Source organism: Orbus hercynius (genome assembly GCF_003634275.1).
Taxonomy (GTDB): domain Bacteria; phylum Pseudomonadota; class Gammaproteobacteria; order Enterobacterales; family Orbaceae; genus Orbus; species Orbus hercynius.
Window position 1 is genome coordinate 645662 of the sequence record NZ_RBWY01000001.1, and the last position, 17338, is coordinate 662999.

Here is a 17338-nt window from a genome sequence, read left to right on the forward strand (position 1 = left end):
TTCACGTGATAGTTATCTTAAATCTTGCTGCAAGATATAAAACTGTATGAATTATGTGTATTAGTTCCGCTCTAATCTGACACGGTGCTTGTAGAAGTGAGCGTCCGCGGTTTTGATATTAGGTGTCAAATCTACAATCAAAACAACAAGAGGTAACGCGTACGCTTTATACAAACAATCAAATCATAAAATAGAAAGTAAGCGGATAAATTTAGTAGAAGAACTTTAAACGTATTTAAAGCCTGTAAAGTGATAGGAGTTTCAAGAGATATGTTTTTATCGTTATAAAGGACTCGTTGATAAAAGCAGATTGGATGCTTCAATATCAAACCCAATCTTAAAAATTGCGTGGATAATCTCACTAAACAATCGGTTATTTGCAATGTTACTCATTACCTAGCTGATGGTTAACGCCAAACCATTAATGAACTACGTAAACAACACGTTTTTATCTTCAGTAGCGGTGTGTGCTCATTTTTTTAGTACGATAGAATGTTTTGCCGCATGTTGCGCGGATTTTAGATACCATCTGCTTGCTCCAGTAGTCCTAATTAACTAATAGATAAATTATTAATATTTTACGAGGGGAACAAGCCCCGAAGGGCTTGATTTTAAAAGCTGTATCTATAACTTAAAGACAACTGTTTTTGATTGAACTTGTCGCCGGCTAAAAATGTGCCGCTCAAATTAATCTCTTGGTTATCTGTGATATTGAATTTAGTGCCGACTTGGTACTCCATCCAATGCCCATTCATTGTTAATGATTCATCACTAGCGTTTAAGTAAAACTGAGTACCTTTGTTGAACTCTTTAACATATGCCGCTTTGGCATAAAGTTTACTATTGCTATCTACATCATAACTAAAATATGAGCCGATTTTACCGATAACTGATTGCCTTGAATCTAAATGAACGTTCAAGCCATTTGATGCCGAATAATTACTGCTGCTAAACTTAGATAAAATTACTTGGCCAAATGGATTGATATTGAATCCTGTTTTATCTTGGTTAAAGTAAATCTTTTTACCTAGCTCATTGCTGAAGCTATAGACATTCATCATCGCATCGCCGCTAACGCTCATTCCCGCAGTATCTTGAACATAGAAATTAGACTTCATGCGTGAGAACTTAAAAATAGCATCGTTATAAAAGTTATCTGCGTTGAAGAATGACAGATAATATGCAAACGAGTAGGATTTAATGTTACCGTCACCGCCGCGTGAATAATCGATACTGCCGTCGGTATATTGTGCGCTAAAGCCATGTACAATATTTGCGTGTTCTGTTAGTGCAAACTGCTTATCAACACCCAGTTGAATTGCTGAATAATTAAGATCGAAACCATTAAGACTGTCCGAGCCAAAACTATCAAACTTACCTGCGTAAATTTTACCCCATGCTCCAGTGTTGTCTTCATTAGCATTGCGTAATCTGTCGCTTAATGATTGAATCTCTGAAAAGTTAATTAAATAACTCGATAGCAATGCATTGCCTGCTGCATCAGCCGTGGTTGTGATGGTGGGTTTATCCTCAGGTAAAGTTGGGTTTGTCGCATCATCCTTGTCCGCTTTAGTTGCTAGGTAGTAAAGGTCCCCCTCACCATTAGCTTTTTTAAACAGTTTAAATTCATATCCACCGGATTCTACAGCATTAGTATCTAACGAAAAAATAGATCCTTCGAATTAACTTTAATTAGGTTAACTCGACTATTTTCATTAGCATCTTTCGATCCATCATTTTTAATATTAACTAAGTTTTTAACACCAGCAGCAGTTTGATTGATTGTCAAATCAGCAGCTTGGTTATCTGCTAAATTGATATACATATGTATAATGCCACTACCCGAGTAATCACCAATGTTTATAATATGCGATCTTAAATCAGGCCTTGAAACATATATGTTAAAATAACCATCATTAACTATTTTAGAAATATTAATATCTGACTCACCCGAAAAAGAAGCAAAAACGGATGATGTCGAATCAACAGTAAGGTTTTCAAGAGTCACTCCAGAAAGTCCAAGTTGACTATTCGATGTTACAAAAGTTTCACCCATCATCGAAGTATTACGTTGCGCATGTAGAGATGAATTAATTAATACAGTATTTTCTAGTGAAGTGTTGTAAGCTTGAGCAATTTCTGTATCTTTAAAAGTATTATCAGAGCCCTTTGTGTCATCATGAAAAGTTACTAAAGCATTTATAAATGTATTGCCGTTTAAAGTGCCCGCATCACTAATAAAGCTGCTAGAGTATAAGCTATTAATCGAAATACCGCCATTAATATGAGCTCCACATAAAAAGTTAACATTAGTAACTTTAACATTTGGATCGACCATGATAGACATACCATTACTATCTTCTATTGTCTCAAAGGTAACATTTTGCAAGTCCGATGAAATATGATAGATGCCGTCATTCGTATCAGCAGAAACTTTAATTGCATTTAAAAAAGTTGTAAAAGTTACCGCACAAATACATATAGCAATTCGGTTTTTTTTTGATTTTTTCATATTTATTCCTCAAATTTAGTTATCAGAAAAGGCTGTTAGGGCGCTTTTTTAATGTAATACAGTGTTAATTTTTTGCAAAACACTTTACACATCATCAACATTAAGGCGATCAGATTTGAGTAAGTAAACATAAATAACTTAATCTAATATAGCCTTAACTAACTGCTTAGATGTGGCTGTTTTTATCGTTATTTCATCTTTATACATAACCATGTGATCATTTTCAATAACAGCTATGATATAAGAATCATCCTTAATGGTGTCATGTGCATGGTATTGAAATCTGATATAAATAGTTGTTAAATCGTTGGTTGTGATCATATCAATGTTCATATATGGTGGTTAACATTCTGATACATGAGTTTAATTGATATTAAATTAGCGAATTAGGGGAGTGCAAGATGATACGACAAGCAGTAAAAGGGGCAATAATATTCTAACTGAATATTTCAACACAGTTTTAGTATTTATTTTCGATGATATAAAATATAACTAATTGATTTCTTTGAGGGATTTAATGGAGGCGCGTCCCGGAATCGAACCGAGGTCCGCGGATTTGCAATCCGCTGCATAACCACTCTGCCAACGCGCCAAATAAGCGAGGCTAATTATGGCGTTATTTTGTCATGATGACAAGAAAATTTTTATAATTCTTGTTTTATTGAATAAATAATCACCTTTTTATCGTTAGGTCTGTATTGTACTTGATTTTTAGCTGATGTAGGTGCTGTGTTTTATTCGCTAAGTGGCAAAATATTTATCCACTTGCCCTGAAAAAATAGTCTAAGCGCTAAATAAATCGTTATAATGCGCGTTTATTCCTGATCTTAAATCGACATTGGCAACGCAATAATGATACTGCTTATCGACAATTATGACTCCTTCACTTTTAATATCTATGATTATATTTATCGGGTTGGCGGAAAATCCATTATAATAAAGAATGATGAACTCACCATTGAGCAGCTTAAACAGCTTCATTTCAGCAAAATCATTCTTTCACCTGGTCCAGGCAATCCTAATAATGCCGGGATTTCACTTGATGTTGTTGCAAATTTTGCCGACAGTCATCCTATTTTGGGTATCTGCTTAGGCCATCAAATTATCGCCCAGCATTATGGTCATCAAATTATTCATGCGCCGATGCCAATGCATGGTAAAACCGATATGATTGATCATGATGGTAAAGGGATATTTAGTGGCATCAATAATCCGCTCTCAGTCGTGCGCTATCACTCATTAATGGTTGATGAATATCACAGGCAGCATCAATCGCCTTTAATGGTCACCGCGCGTAATAAGGCGGGATTAATTATGGGGCTAAGGCATCGGCAATGTGCCGTTGAATCGGTACAGTTTCATCCTGAAGCGATAAAAACCGAGCAGGGGCTCAAGTTAATAGACAATTTTATCAACAAGGACGGCTAATTTATGATAATTCGCCTTGATTTTGCAGGCCAAGCAATGCTATTTAATGAGCCAATCGATATTTTAATGACGAATCAGCTGGCTGATATTGAGCCCTATTTAGCAAAAATGCACGCTTATGTTGAACAAGGTTACTACGTAGTAGGTTACCTTGCTTATGAGAGCTCCGCTGCCTTTAACCATTTTAATCAAACTCATGATCCGGCTGATAATCAATTACCGTTGTTACTTTTTGGGGTATTTAATGATTATATCTCTGTAACAGACGAACTTGATAATTTTACGCCTCAATCGATCGACTTAACCAGCAATATCACGCGACAACAATATGCTGATGCTATTGACCATATTAAGCAGCAGATTAAGGTTGGTAATACCTACCAAACCAACTATACGATTCAGTTTTCTGGTCAATGTGTTAATGATCCTTACCGTTATTACCGATTTTTGCAAAGCAATAACCAGGCGAATTACTGCGCTTATATTGAATGGGGGGATATGCAAGTTCTGTCGATATCGCCAGAATTATTTTTTGAATTAGATCATGATCATATTAAAACTAAACCGATGAAGGGAACTGCAGCAAGGGGAAAAACCATAGCGGAGGATAAACTGCAGTTACAAGAGCTGTTATCGGAAAAAAATCAGGCCGAAAACATGATGATTGTTGATCTGCTGCGCAATGATTTAAGCCGTATCTCAAAGCCAGGAGCGGTTACAGTTACTTCACTCTTTGCCGCTGAAAAGTATCCAACTGTATGGCAATTAACCTCAACGATTGAAAGCCAGCTAAAAGCAGATACTAGCTTGTATCACATTTTTCAAGCTTTATTTCCTTGCGGATCGATTACCGGTGCGCCTAAAGCAAGTACCATGAAAGTGATTACCGAACGTGAAATATCACCAAGAGAAGTATATTGCGGTACGATTGGTTATATTGCACCACAGCGGCAAAAAGCGGTGTTTAATATTCCGATTCGTACATTAATGATAAAAAATGGCCTAGCGCGTTATGGCGTTGGTGGCGGTATTACTTGGGATTCGACGCAGCAGGGTGAATATAATGAACTGTTACAAAAAACAGCCATTTTAAATGCTAAAACGCCATTACCCGCTTATATTTTGGAGTCATTATTGCTTGATGGTGGTGAGTTTTTATTACTTGAACCACATTTAGCAAGGTTGGCTGATTCTGCCGACTATTTTTCGTATCCACTAAATAGTTCGGCACTGCGAAGTCAGCTCAATGAACTTGCTAACAGCCATCATCATGGTCAGTTTAAGGTGAGAGTGCGGCTGAATAAGCAGGGCGAGCTTGCGATCGATATCGATGCGATTACGCACGCGATGCCGCTGAATCATATCGAACTTGCCTCAACACCCGTGCACAGTCATCATACCTATTTATATCATAAAACATCAAATCGGGCACATTTTCCCATTTTGTTAGCGGGTCACGAGTCAATCTCGCATAATGAAAAGGGTGAAATCACCGAGTTTGTTAATGGTAATATTGCGGTATTGTTCGATAACCAGTGGTTTACACCGCCCATTACGTCAGGTTTGCTACCGGGAACCATGCGGCAGTTTTATCTTGATAGCGGTAAGATGACGGAACAGACGATCTTGTTAACCGATCTTGAACGAGTTGAAAAAATGGCTTTTATTAACAGCGTTAGGCAGTGGATTGAAATTTCAGCCGATACGTTACAGCAATTTAAACGCGATTTAATAAAACCGATTGAACTGAGTGAAAAAAGTGAGCTGTATCAAGAAAACAAAATAACACAATATACTTAGTATCAAAAAATTTATATTATCTTGTTATTTTACTATCATTTTGATTATCAATACAGCTTGGTTTGGCTTGAGGGAATCAATTTAAACGGTGTTATCAAGGAGATATAATGAAGTTAAGGACTCTTTATTTGGGCTTTTTTATGCTGTCATCATCTGTATTTAGTGCTAACGCAGACTTATCTGCACCTTATCGTATTCAAGATATTAATAACATGACCGATACGGTTTATATTGAAACATTTCGGCCATTATTTAATGACAATACATGGATTATTGAGGAATCAAGTAAAAAACGCCCTTTTATGGGATTTGAAGATATGCTACAAGCGATCCTTAATGTTATTAAAGCAACAGATCAACAAACGCAAATCAAATTAATTACCGGGCATCCTGATTTAGCGTGTAAAAGTATGCGAGCGGCTGGCATTGCAGCAACGTCACAATCGGAACAAACTAAATCAGGACTTAATGAATGCACTGAAGAAGAAGCCAGTCGTCTACAGCTCCTGAATCAGCAATATAAAGATAAATTTGGTTTCCCATTTTTATTGGCGGTAAAAGGCTATAACAAAGACGATATTTTTGTTGAGATGCAACAACGTATCACTAATGACCCGGATACTGAGTTCAACATTGCGATGCAACAATATTATAAAGTGCGGTTATTGCGAATGTTAGACTTGGTTAAGTAATCGCTATTTACTGATCTTTAAGTAAAGCCTACTACGTGATGAGTGGGCTTTTTGCTTAGGGGGATAAGAGCCCCGCATGAAAGCTAGGGCAATTGTAGTCATTAATGCGTAGGGCAGCTGGAGAAAAAGAATTTTGTATAGGTTGTTACGTAAGAATAGATAATTGTTCCAGTGTCTTTATTGTATAACTCATAATGGCAAAAATTAAAAAATACGTTTGAACTCGAATCTACCAGCCTAATCCCTGTATTTAGATAACTGTCAGCGATGCCGGGATTGTTGGCATAAGACGGCGTAGATATAAATGTTATCGCTAAAACGGCACTAATCACTAACATCAATTTTCTCATGTTACTCTCCTTTATTTATCGGTTTTGCATAAAAAATACATTAATCTGTATAATTTGTAAACAGTTTATTATCGATTAAAGTTCTTGTTCTTCAGTTAAGAAAAGCTGCCTTTTGTCTTTGTTCATACTTTACTATGTGGGTAAAAAAGGAATTATTATCAAGATATGAATAGAGTCGTAGCAATATTACTCATTAATCCGTAGTATGCTGATAATTAAAATGGAGTATAAAATATTTTGTTCGATACGCTAAAGGGTTTCTCGATAGTCTAAATTGCATAGCACAATAAGATTGCAACAAGGTTATTTTGTTGATCGGCTAATCTGAATAATGCATAATGTTGAACGATTATTTAGTATAGGGATAAGCTATGGAAAAAATATTTTTATTAGGTTTAATTAGTGTTATTTTAACTGGATGTGCTCATACATCGGTTGATAAAGGTTTGTCAGAAATGCAAGGCGTAACACTTAAAGATGTCGGATATGGTCAGCAAGCTATTGACACATATACAGTTACTAAGAATGTAGGTTCAAATGTAGATAATGTGAAAATCTGTTTGGCTAGTAACATCAGTAATGCAACTGTAACATTGAATGATAATACCGGAAGTTATTTTGGTGCATATTCAGGACATTATTACCAAAATACTAATACTAGTACTGTTCAGGGTGGTAGTTCAATAATTACAGAATCTAAAGATAAAGTTGTAGGCAGTGGTGTTGCTGAGTATTACTCAAGTGGGATAATCCCTCGTTTACAATATGCTAGATATATTGTTACTGTTTCTCCGCAAAAGAATAGCACACAATATTTATTTACTCAGATAGAGCAAGCATCAAAAGATACTGGTGCTGGAACTAACAACGGATTTTCTTATGTTGGAGCATGGTCTAGTGCTGATCCATTAAAGGTTATTGGTTCTTTAGATAGTGAAGTTGCAAAAATAACAAATTGTTTAAATAACGGTAAGTAATTTAAATTAATAAAGCAAACTTAGTTTAATTTTTGTGATACATAGCCCTTAAATGGGGCTTTGTTATACCTAAACTCAAGGTGTTTATGACAGATATTAGTTATCTCATTATTAATAAGAAGAGTTTTATTGTTAGTAGTAGATCAAGTACCTGATTTACGACTAGGATGCGAAATCTTAAGTATTAGATAAATTAATATTAAATTAGTGTGAATTTAATCTAAGTAAATAATGAATTTAATAAAACGCTACGAACCATTGCCGTTAAAGGCTTTAGAATGGTACGCCCGAGTGGACTCGAACCACCGACCCCCACCATGTCAAGGTGATGCTCTAACCAACTGAGCTACGGGCGTATTAATTAATGGATACTACAGGCGCAAATATTAACGATCTTCGCTGTTTATCGCAAGTAAAAAAAGATAAAAAGAGCCTAAAATTTCAACTATTGAATTATTTTGGTTATAAAATAGGCTACTTTTGGTTTTTTTATGGCGATATGTCTTATTGTTATCAATTATCGAGAAGCTTGTTGTAAAATTTTTACTATCGGTTGTTTTTGGATATAGACCATACGAGATATCAATAGCACTGCGGCACATGACAGACCGGCGATGATCCCAACCCAAAAACCGGCAGGGCCCATTGGTGCGCTTATCCAATTGGTTAAGGCTAGCACATAACCTAACGGTAAACCGATTACCCAATATGAAACTAAAGTAATATATAAAATACTTTGCGTGTCTTTATAGCCACGTAGCACGTTACTGGCGGTCACTTGTAAGTAATCAGATAATTGATAAATCGCTAATAAGATAATGAGCTGCATACAGATCGATACAATTACAGGATCAACGGTAAACCATGAGATTAAGAACGATCTAAATACAACCAGCAATACGGCGATGACTAAAGCACAAATTAACGCGATGCTAAGGCTAATATAAGCCGTTTGTTTAGCCTGTGCAGGCTTTTTATTACCGAGTAAATAACCAACACGAATACTGGTTGCCACACCTAATGACAGCGGAATGGCAAATGTCATGCTGCTGAGTGTGAAGGTGATTTGATGGGCAGATACCGCTTCTTTACCAAGTGGCGCTATCATTAAAGCAATGATCGCAAATAAGCTCACTTCAAAAAAGTAAGCTAAGGCGAGTGGGATGCCGAGTAAGGTAATGCGCTTAATAATTGTTTGATTAATTAACTGTGTCAATGGCGTTTTACGAATATCGCGCTGACTGTCTGAAAATAGCGTAAAGCACTTAATGAGGATAAACATTAACCAGAAGATAATCGCCGCTGTGATACCACACCCAATCCCACCAAATTCAGGTAACCCAAACTTGCCATAAATTAAGACATAGTTAATGGGAATATTGGCAAGCAAGGCAAAAAACATAATAAACATGGCGGGCTTGGTATTAGATAATCCTTCACATTGAAAGCGATAGACTAAATAAAATAAGAAGCCAGGAACGCCCCACATAATGGCCCGTAAAAAGTGCACCGCCACATAAACCATTTCGGGATCAATCGGATTCTCAGCGGTGCTACGCAACGCAATGATTTTATCTGAATGGTATAAAAATAACATGATAAATAGCGATAAAACCGAAGCGATAACTAACCCTTGCCGAGTGTGGTTAGCAATTTGGTCGCGCTTAGCAGCACCATTCAAATTGGCAATAATAGGGGTGAGAACAGATAATAGGCCTTGGCCAAATAAAATGGTAGGCAACCAGATGGAAGCGCCAATTGCAACACCTGATAACGCAGCAGCACTATAGTGCCCTGCCATAATTGTATCAACAAAGGTGATGCCTGTTTGCGCCAGTTGTGCAATGATGACCGGTATTGCCAAGCTAATAATAATTTTAACTTCTTTCCTATAAATCTGTTTCATCGTTTACTCAGTTTATTAAACTACCCCAAAGATCGTACTCGTCTGAATGTTCAATTAATACATTGACAATATCACCGACTTTGACCGAAAACTCTTCATTGAGATAAACCACGCCATCAATTTCTGGTGCATCAGCCATACTTCGACCAATGGCTCCTTCTTCATCAACTTCATCAATAATAACTGATAATGTTTTCCCAATTTTGCCCGCGAGTTTTTCAGTTGAAATACGTTGTTGTACTTGCATAAATCGATGAAAACGTTCTTGTTTGATTTCTTCCGGTACTTGGTTGGCTAAATCATTAGCCGCAGCACCTTCAATCGCACTGTAAGTAAAGCAGCCTACGCGATCAAGTCTGGCTTCCGCTAAGAAGTTAAGCAGTAACTCGAAATCTTCATCTGTCTCACCTGGAAAGCCGACGATAAAGGTTGAACGTAGGGTGATTTCTGGGCAAATCTCGCGCCATTTATGAATGCGTTCAAGTGTTCTTTCAATAGAGCCGGGACGTTTCATTGATTTTAAGATAGCCGGGCTTGCGTGCTGTAATGGCACATCTAGGTAAGGTAAAATTTTACCTTCAGCCATTAATGGAATTAATTTATCAACGTGTGGGTAAGGGTACATGTAATGTAAGCGTACCCATATTCCTAATGATGATAGCTGCTCGCAAAGGGTTTGAATATCGGTTTTTACCGGCATGCCATTCCAAAAACCAGTACGGTTTTTCAGATCAGCACCATAAGCTGAGGTATCTTGTGCAATCACTAATAACTCTTTCACACCACTTTCGGCTAAACGTTTAGCTTCATCAAGCACATTACCAATAGGGCGGCTGACCATATCACCGCGCAGTGATGGAATAATGCAGAAGGTACAGCGATGATCACAGCCTTCTGAGATTTTTAAGTAAGCATAATGCTTTGGTGTCAGTTTAACGCCTTGTGCCGGGATTAAGCTCGTATAGGGATCGTAAGTGGGTTTAGGTGCGTATTTATTGACGTGATTTAGCACCGTTTCATAGCTATGAGGGCCTGAGATTTCCAGTACTTTCGGGTGGATTTTACGGATTTGATCTTCTTTAGCACCCAAACAGCCAGTGACAATCACTTTACCATTTTCGTGCAATGCTTCACCAATTGCTTCGAGTGATTCTTGTACTGCGCTGTCAATAAAACCGCAAGTGTTAACAATAACCAGATCAGCATTATCATAGCTGGGAACAACTTGATAGCCTTGCGTTCGCAGCTCAGTGAGTATTCTTTCTGAATCAACAAGGTTTTTAGGGCAGCCAAGGCTGACAAATCCAATAGTCGGAGTAATATTAATCATAATTATATTGTCTGTTGTGAAGAGTAAAATTGTTTAAAATCAATTGATTATGAAATGATCTTGTGACGCGTATTTTAGCATAGAAAACATAACTTCCCTAATGGTTTCTACGACGTTTTGCTGAACAAAATCGCCTGGTTTAGTAAGATAAAACGATAAAAATATCGGCTGATAAAAATAACACAAAGCTGTCACTAAAAAGCAAAAAAACCGGAAAATGATTTCCGGTTTATCTGGGTGAAAATAAAACTTATAGCTCTTTTGCGTGTTGTTTTAAGTAGCTTGCAACGCCATCAGGGCTATCTTTCATTCCCGCTTTACCTTTACTCCACTGCGCCGGACAAACTTCACCGTGCTCTTCGTGGAATTGGAAAGCATCAACAATACGTAGCATTTCATCAATATTACGACCAATTGGTAGATCGTTAACGGTTTCGTGACGAACGATCCCCGATTTATCAATAAAGAAAGAAGCACGTAGTGCAACGCCTGCTTCTGGATGCTCAATACCATATGCTTGCATAACAGTATGTTTTACATCGGCAACGATAGGGAATCTGACTTCGCCAATACCGCCTTTGTCTTGTGGGGTCTTACGCCATGCATTATGAACAAATTCAGAGTCCATTGATACACCGATCACCTCTACACCACGTTTTTTGAATTCATCTAAACGGTGATCGAATGCAATAATTTCTGATGGGCAAACAAAAGTGAAGTCCATTGGCCAAAAGAATACCACGGCATATTTGCCTTTAGTAAAGTTAGAAAAATTAAAATCGTTAACAATTTCACCGTTTCCTAATACCGCTGCTGATGTAAAATCAGGTGCTTTGCGCGTTACTAATACCATCTTATATCTCCTTATTTTCTTTATAAGTTTATCGGATGTGCCAACTATTATTATCAATAACTTAAATTGAGCCAGTCAACATTATAGTCATCAATCATGATTGTCCAACACGTTAAAATCAATTACTCGAATAAGTACTGGCTATTGTGCTTTCTCTTCAGCTACCACTATTGCTCGTTTGGGTTTTCCGATATTTTTAGTATCGCGGTGTCTGAGTTTTTTCTTTTTGGTTTCTTTATGCTTTTCTTCTTTTTTAGCTTTAGCTTTTTCGGACAATTTTTTCTTTTTAACTATCGATGGTGCTTTACTTTTTGGACGTAGTTCATCAACGACTCTTAGTTTGAGTGGTTCTTGAATATAGCGTTCAATTTTTTTGAGTAACTCATAATCATGCGCTTCAACTAATGAAATAGCGGTGCCTTTTTTGCCGGCTCTTGCTGTTCTACCAATTCGGTGTAAATAAACGTCAGCAGTTTGTGGCATATCAAAGTTAAATACATGGCTAATATCATCAAAATCAAGTCCTCTCGATGCGACATCGGTTGCGACAAGTATATTAACGGTATCATTTGCCATACGCTTAATCGCTTCATTACGTTTAGCTTGCACCATTTCCCCTTCGAGATAACAGGTTCGAATTTTGGCTTCATTTAACCAGTTTACCAATTCATGAACTCGCTCACGTTTACGCACAAATATAACGCTTTTAGTTACATCACTTTGCTTTAATAAATGCACTAATAATGCGATCTTGTGCTTGATATCATCTGCGCGATAATAAAATTGCAAAATCTTTTTACGTTCTTTACGTGACGGATCAGCATTAATTTCTACCGGCTCATGGAGAATTCGTTTTGCAAAATCATAAACATTATTACCTTCCAGAGTAGCTGAAAATAATAGCGTTTGTGTACGCCAACGAGTTTCAGCCGAAATGGTTTCAACATCTTGGGCAAAGCCCATGTCGAGCATGCGATCTGCTTCATCAAGAATTAACATTTCAACGGCTCTACAATCAAAGTTCTCTTCTTTGATGTATTGCAGTAAACGACCGGTCGTTGCAATCACAATATCTTGATTTTTGCTAAAAACTTCAGCATGGTTCATATAAGCAACACCACCTGTAATGGTTGCCGTGCATAATGAAGTAAACTGGGTTAGTAATTTTGTTTGCTCAGCAACTTGCATTGCCAGCTCACGTGTCGGAGTCAAAATCAGTACACGAGGCGCACCAGGTTTACGTCTTGGAAAATCCAGTAAATGTTGCACGGCTGGAATTAAATAGGCCAGCGTTTTACCTGTTCCTGTTGGGGCTGAACCTAAAATATCGCGATTATCTAACGCATAAGGAATCGTTTGCGATTGGATGGCAGTGGGTATTGCAATATTTTGTAAGCTCAGTGCTTTTAAAATTAAATCATCTAAATCAAAGGATGAAAAATCATCTGTCGTCATGGTCTGTTCACAATTAGAATTTATGAGCATAGTGTAACATATTTGTTAGCTTTACACGCGTTCAATTCAGTGATATTTATTTTAAAACCGTATAAACAGTGATAGATGTATTAATGATATTGTTAAGCCAGCATTAGCGAAAGCTGCATTATTGATTAATTATATGTCCTTTACTTGACGTGCGATTATTTGTTGTCTCTCTTTTAATCAATGATTTGCTACAAGTGGTTTTGCTATCATCGTTTTGAAAAAACGATGATATTACGGTTATGCATTTATCGTTGTTATGCGGATTTGTCCAACAAAGGGCTGTTAGATCTAAAATCGATCTATTTAGTTTACGGACATTACTTAATCAGCGAGGCGGTGTATTGCATGTTTTTTCCTTTTGCCTATCGAATTAATCATTTTGAAAGCCCGCACATTTATCTTTATTAGATCTTTGTTTTGTTCGTTTTTTGACTGTCTTCATCGGTGTTGCCATCAGATGATTGCGTTGCTGATGTATCAGGTGCTTGCGTTGTCGGTGAGATATTATTATATGTCTCTTTATGATCGCCTTCGCATTCGTGTATTGTTATGCAGCCCACTAATAAGGAAGCCATTGCTAATATCAATATTGCTTGCATAATCATTACCGATAATAAAGCGCGCAGCTTGTTATAACTTGACTTGCTGAAATAATGACAATGAGTAAATAGTATTTTTTCATAATGTATTCTTTATAGGTTATTTAAAAATTGTATAATACAACTACAGTTGTTTTTTGTAAACAACTGTAGTTGTATTATAGTGCATTAAATAGCTTAAAATGAAAAAATTCAACTAGGCATTGATTTATATTGTCTAGAGATAATTCTCATTCATGTTTTTTTAATCTTATGGATTGACTGAATACAACTTTACCATGAATGGTCAGTTGCTTCATTTTATCACTAGTGATATCCCAATTTCGGTAATTTTTATTGTCAGAAATAGCAATTAGTTTTTTTTTGACTAATTGTAATCGTTTTATATAAAAATGCTGTTCAAATGAAAATACATAAATTCCATCACCATCAAATCTTTGTTTTGAAATATCAACATACAAGGTGTCACCATTTTCAAATGTTCCCTGCATTGTATCCCCAGCAAAATTGATAATTTTAATTGTTGTAGCATCTAACGTGCTAAAGAGTTTTTTGGCTTGCTCTTTATCGTATTCGATTGACCTGATAACCGTTTGCACATCGGAAGTTAAAGCATTATTCTTCTGGTGAAGCGGCAGATGTAACATGTTAATACAAAGTGAATTTTGATTGACTACACTATCATCAGGGGCGGGGGCAATACCACGCTCAAGCCACACAGCATCACAGTTTAATGCGATCGCAAGTGGAACAATTAAGCCCGTCTTAGGATTACCTTCTTTTTCTAATTTACCTATATTTTGTTGTGTTGTACCAACACGCTGTGCTAATTCAGTTTGGGTTAAACTTAGTGCTTTCCTTCTTGACTTGATTCTATTTGATAAAGTCATTTATATTCCTTATAACAGTGTGCACATATTATGGTTTTTGACTAAATTTACTAGTTATAAATCTATTCCGATAGCGACTTACAAATACAATGCTAAAATAGAGATATACCGTTAATTTTGACAGTTTATGTTTTAACACACACGACATAACTGCCCATTGTTGTCATGCTTGCAATTAACATGCTTGCGAGCTGAAAAATGAGTATTTTGTGGAAAAAACACTGTTGAACTCATTTCTTTTATTTATTTTGGCTAATTGAATTGTGTATTTTGAACTTGCGACATAAAGTAAAATTTTACCACTACGATTGATGATATAAAAGCGTTACGCAGATTATTAAGCTAAAGGGGTTTTTAATATTCGATGTTTGTTGAGTTGGGAAGACAAATTCACTAAGAAGATAAATCTTAAGATAACTTGGCTGAGTCATTAGTTGCTTATTTGAATATGGATTGGTAACGATTATTATGATAAATAACAATGCGTATAGACTGAGTTTAAGATGATTGTATTATCATGATTAGATATCAAATGCTAATATCAACGGGCTAACAATCTTTGTTTGATGTGCTTTTTCAGATTAAGTTAGGACTTATACACAGCAAGTAATGATTTTAATTTAAATCAAACCACTATGGTCGATAGTGGTTTTTAGTCTTATAAGATTTTGATGAATACCTAAATTCGATTGAAATCGTAAAGTAAGAGCAAACTATCTAGCACTAAACTTTGCATCAATTATTTCACATCAATTTTTAATTCATTGTGATGTTTAACGGGTTATTTAATTTTTTCTGAAATCACTAACGCTTTTGAATTCGGTAAAATTTCTTTCATTTCAATGGTGTTGCCAAAAACCATGACTTGATTGTTTGATTGATCAAAACTAGGCCATAAAGCGAATCCATCGCCATTAGGATCTCCAGTTTTGGCAAAATTGATCCAATAATCACCGATTGTTGATGATATTTTTTTATCTTGTTCATCCCAATGCCTGAATAATTTATCTTGGTTTTGTAACACATAGACGAATTCACTTGAATGAAATACACCATATTGAGGGTGCGTTTGCCAAGGAATTGCTTTTTCAAAATAATACACATAATTTTTTGCTATACCTTTACTCATTCTGGTGTTTGCTAACCACTGCAATGAAAAGATTCTTTCATCTCGCATAATTTGTTTATGAAGTTCTCCCGCATGTTTATCATTATTTGCTTGGTAAATCGATAGAAACTGCTGAGTATTAAATGGATAGTATCGTTGCGCATATGAAGTTAATTGATCTTTAGTCATCTTACCGTAATCTTTTTCACTTCCACGTTCATCATTATTCATTCCTGATATGACTGGGATCTCGTTTTGTAAACCCTGAGCATAAATCATTGCAATTGAATCGGGTAGCAAAACACCCTCAATAACGGCACCTTTGAATGGGGGACGTTGATTGAATTTTTTCAACAATTCTAAAGCGGGAGCCGAACGTAACGCTTTTAAAGAGTGATATTGGTTATTATTACTCCACTCTACAATAATTTTTTCCGCTTCAACCAATGGTTGTGCGACCATATCTAATGGTCTAACGCCATAATCTGAAATAGTGGTGCCAGGACCACTTTCTATAATCGCTTTTTGAAATAATCCTGCCGATAGGGGGGATGCAATAAGCAATACAATAGAATTAGCACCAGCTGACTGACCCATAATAGTAATATTATTTGGATCACCACCAAAATTAGCAATATTTTTGTTTACCCATTTTATTGCGGCGAGTTGGTCATATAAACCGTAATTGCCTGAGCTTCCCGCCTCGTTAGTGAGTTCAGGATGCTGAAAAAAACCAAATACACCAAGTCGATAATTAAATGTCACAAAAACGATCCCCTTTTTAGCGATATTATATCCATCGTACAATGGAACATTTGCAGATCCTTCAATAAATCCACCGCCATGAATCCAAATGATTACAGGTAGTTTATCCTTTTGTGAATCGTTAGCTGGCGACCAGACATTTAAATAAAGACAGTCTTCACTAATTGGTCCTTGGTGCAAAAACTCGTTACTCCAAGGTAATTTATCACCCTTAACAACGGTTTGCATGCAGCCTGCACTAAACTGTTTTGTGCTTTTTATCGCATCCCAACTTGTTGGTACTTGTGGTATTTTCCACCTCAATTCATTGATTGGTGGTGCCGCAAAGGGAATACCTTTAAATATAGATAAACTGCCATCATCAGAAACAACACCTTGAATCGTGCCATGTTCTATTTTTACTGTATCTCCAATACTTGCATAGAGTTGATTAGCTAGGAGTAAAGATAAGAACGAGCAACATATTACTTTAGGAATAAATTTCATATGAACAATACCCTTATAAATTTAAAATTTGATTGCTCCATTAATTTAATTTAAAAAAACTGTTGTTAAAAACCTATTTTTGTTCTTTTGTGATGTCATTAACGAAAATAACGTATTAGTTGTTTGCTGATAATTTAGGGCTGTTATAACAATATGT

13 protein-coding genes and 2 tRNA genes are annotated in these 17338 nt (G+C 36.3%); 4 read left to right on the top strand and 11 right to left on the bottom strand.

Features of this window, described 5'->3' with window-relative positions; all coding sequences use genetic code 11:
* Window positions 1-611 precede the first annotated feature (611 nt).
* From DES39_RS03155 to DES39_RS03170, 3 genes are all read right to left on the bottom strand, one after another.
* On the bottom strand, window positions 612-1670 hold the full coding sequence (locus tag DES39_RS03155) for an autotransporter outer membrane beta-barrel domain-containing protein (RefSeq protein ID WP_121144303.1): 1059 nt from the start codon (window positions 1668-1670) through the stop codon (window positions 612-614).
* Entirely contained in the window at window positions 1658-2512 is an 855-nt protein-coding gene (locus DES39_RS03160) for a pertactin-like passenger domain-containing protein (protein WP_121144304.1), read from the bottom strand. Before DES39_RS03160 ends, DES39_RS03155 begins: the two co-directional genes overlap by 13 nt.
* 518 nt (window positions 2513-3030) lie before the next feature.
* A tRNA-Cys gene (locus DES39_RS03170) sits at window positions 3031-3104 on the bottom strand.
* A gap of 260 nt (window positions 3105-3364) precedes the next feature.
* Between DES39_RS03170 and DES39_RS03175 the strand changes: the two genes are divergently transcribed.
* The 4 genes from DES39_RS03175 to DES39_RS03190 all read left to right on the top strand — a co-directional run bounded on the left by DES39_RS03175 (window position 3365) and on the right by DES39_RS03190 (window position 7759).
* Window positions 3365-3940 carry an anthranilate synthase component II gene (locus tag DES39_RS03175; protein WP_121144306.1) on the top strand — a complete coding sequence of 192 codons (576 nt, stop codon included), beginning with the start codon at window positions 3365-3367 and terminating at the stop codon, window positions 3938-3940.
* A 3-nt stretch (window positions 3941-3943) separates the two neighbouring features.
* A complete protein-coding gene (pabB, locus tag DES39_RS03180; protein ID WP_121144307.1) occupies window positions 3944-5740 on the top strand; it encodes an aminodeoxychorismate synthase component I in 1797 nt (598 codons plus the stop codon).
* A 107-nt stretch (window positions 5741-5847) separates the two neighbouring features.
* Window positions 5848-6432 carry a 2-oxo-4-hydroxy-4-carboxy-5-ureidoimidazoline decarboxylase gene (uraD, locus tag DES39_RS03185; RefSeq protein ID WP_121144308.1) on the top strand — a complete coding sequence of 195 codons (585 nt, stop codon included), beginning with the start codon at window positions 5848-5850 and terminating at the stop codon, window positions 6430-6432.
* 721 nt (window positions 6433-7153) lie between these two features.
* Window positions 7154-7759 (top strand): hypothetical protein, encoded by a 606-nt coding sequence (locus DES39_RS03190; RefSeq protein ID WP_121144309.1) that lies wholly within the window; start codon window positions 7154-7156, stop codon window positions 7757-7759.
* Between the two features lie 279 nt (window positions 7760-8038).
* Here the strand turns inward: DES39_RS03190 and DES39_RS03195 are convergent.
* The 8 genes from DES39_RS03195 to DES39_RS03230 all read right to left on the bottom strand — a co-directional run bounded on the left by DES39_RS03195 (window position 8039) and on the right by DES39_RS03230 (window position 17181).
* A tRNA-Val gene (locus tag DES39_RS03195) sits at window positions 8039-8115 on the bottom strand.
* 161 nt (window positions 8116-8276) lie between these two features.
* Complete coding sequence (locus DES39_RS03200) at window positions 8277-9665, bottom strand: MATE family efflux transporter (protein ID WP_121144310.1); 1389 nt, start codon at window positions 9663-9665, stop codon at window positions 8277-8279.
* 7 nt (window positions 9666-9672) lie between these two features.
* On the bottom strand, window positions 9673-10995 hold the full coding sequence (gene rimO, locus DES39_RS03205) for a 30S ribosomal protein S12 methylthiotransferase RimO (protein WP_121144311.1): 1323 nt from the start codon (window positions 10993-10995) through the stop codon (window positions 9673-9675).
* A gap of 250 nt (window positions 10996-11245) precedes the next feature.
* Window positions 11246-11848, bottom strand: a complete 603-nt coding sequence (locus DES39_RS03210) for a peroxiredoxin C (protein WP_121144312.1) — start codon at window positions 11846-11848, stop codon at window positions 11246-11248.
* A gap of 141 nt (window positions 11849-11989) precedes the next feature.
* Window positions 11990-13303 (bottom strand): ATP-dependent RNA helicase SrmB, encoded by a 1314-nt coding sequence (gene srmB / locus DES39_RS03215; RefSeq protein WP_121144313.1) that lies wholly within the window; start codon window positions 13301-13303, stop codon window positions 11990-11992.
* 434 nt (window positions 13304-13737) lie between these two features.
* Entirely contained in the window at window positions 13738-13908 is a 171-nt protein-coding gene (locus DES39_RS10920; RefSeq protein ID WP_170143324.1) for a hypothetical protein, read from the bottom strand.
* Between the two features lie 254 nt (window positions 13909-14162).
* Complete coding sequence (locus DES39_RS03225; protein WP_121144315.1) at window positions 14163-14822, bottom strand: XRE family transcriptional regulator; 660 nt, start codon at window positions 14820-14822, stop codon at window positions 14163-14165.
* 781 nt (window positions 14823-15603) lie between these two features.
* Window positions 15604-17181 carry a carboxylesterase/lipase family protein gene (locus DES39_RS03230; protein ID WP_121144316.1) on the bottom strand — a complete coding sequence of 526 codons (1578 nt, stop codon included), beginning with the start codon at window positions 17179-17181 and terminating at the stop codon, window positions 15604-15606.
* Between the last annotated feature and the right edge of the window lie 157 nt (window positions 17182-17338).

Coding starts and splice junctions, on each gene's coding strand:
- DES39_RS03160 (WP_121144304.1), bottom strand. CDS start 2,512: ATGAAAAAATCAAAAAAAAACCGAATTGCTATATGTATTTGTGCGGTA.
- DES39_RS03175 (WP_121144306.1), top strand. CDS start 3,365: ATGATACTGCTTATCGACAATTATGACTCCTTCACTTTTAATATCTAT.
- pabB (WP_121144307.1), top strand. CDS start 3,944: ATGATAATTCGCCTTGATTTTGCAGGCCAAGCAATGCTATTTAATGAG.
- uraD (WP_121144308.1), top strand. CDS start 5,848: ATGAAGTTAAGGACTCTTTATTTGGGCTTTTTTATGCTGTCATCATCT.
- DES39_RS03190 (WP_121144309.1), top strand. CDS start 7,154: ATGGAAAAAATATTTTTATTAGGTTTAATTAGTGTTATTTTAACTGGA.
- DES39_RS03200 (WP_121144310.1), bottom strand. CDS start 9,665: ATGAAACAGATTTATAGGAAAGAAGTTAAAATTATTATTAGCTTGGCA.
- rimO (WP_121144311.1), bottom strand. CDS start 10,995: ATGATTAATATTACTCCGACTATTGGATTTGTCAGCCTTGGCTGCCCT.
- DES39_RS03210 (WP_121144312.1), bottom strand. CDS start 11,848: ATGGTATTAGTAACGCGCAAAGCACCTGATTTTACATCAGCAGCGGTA.
- srmB (WP_121144313.1), bottom strand. CDS start 13,303: ATGACGACAGATGATTTTTCATCCTTTGATTTAGATGATTTAATTTTA.
- DES39_RS10920 (WP_170143324.1), bottom strand. CDS start 13,908: ATGGCTTCCTTATTAGTGGGCTGCATAACAATACACGAATGCGAAGGC.
- DES39_RS03225 (WP_121144315.1), bottom strand. CDS start 14,822: ATGACTTTATCAAATAGAATCAAGTCAAGAAGGAAAGCACTAAGTTTA.
- DES39_RS03230 (WP_121144316.1), bottom strand. CDS start 17,181: ATGAAATTTATTCCTAAAGTAATATGTTGCTCGTTCTTATCTTTACTC.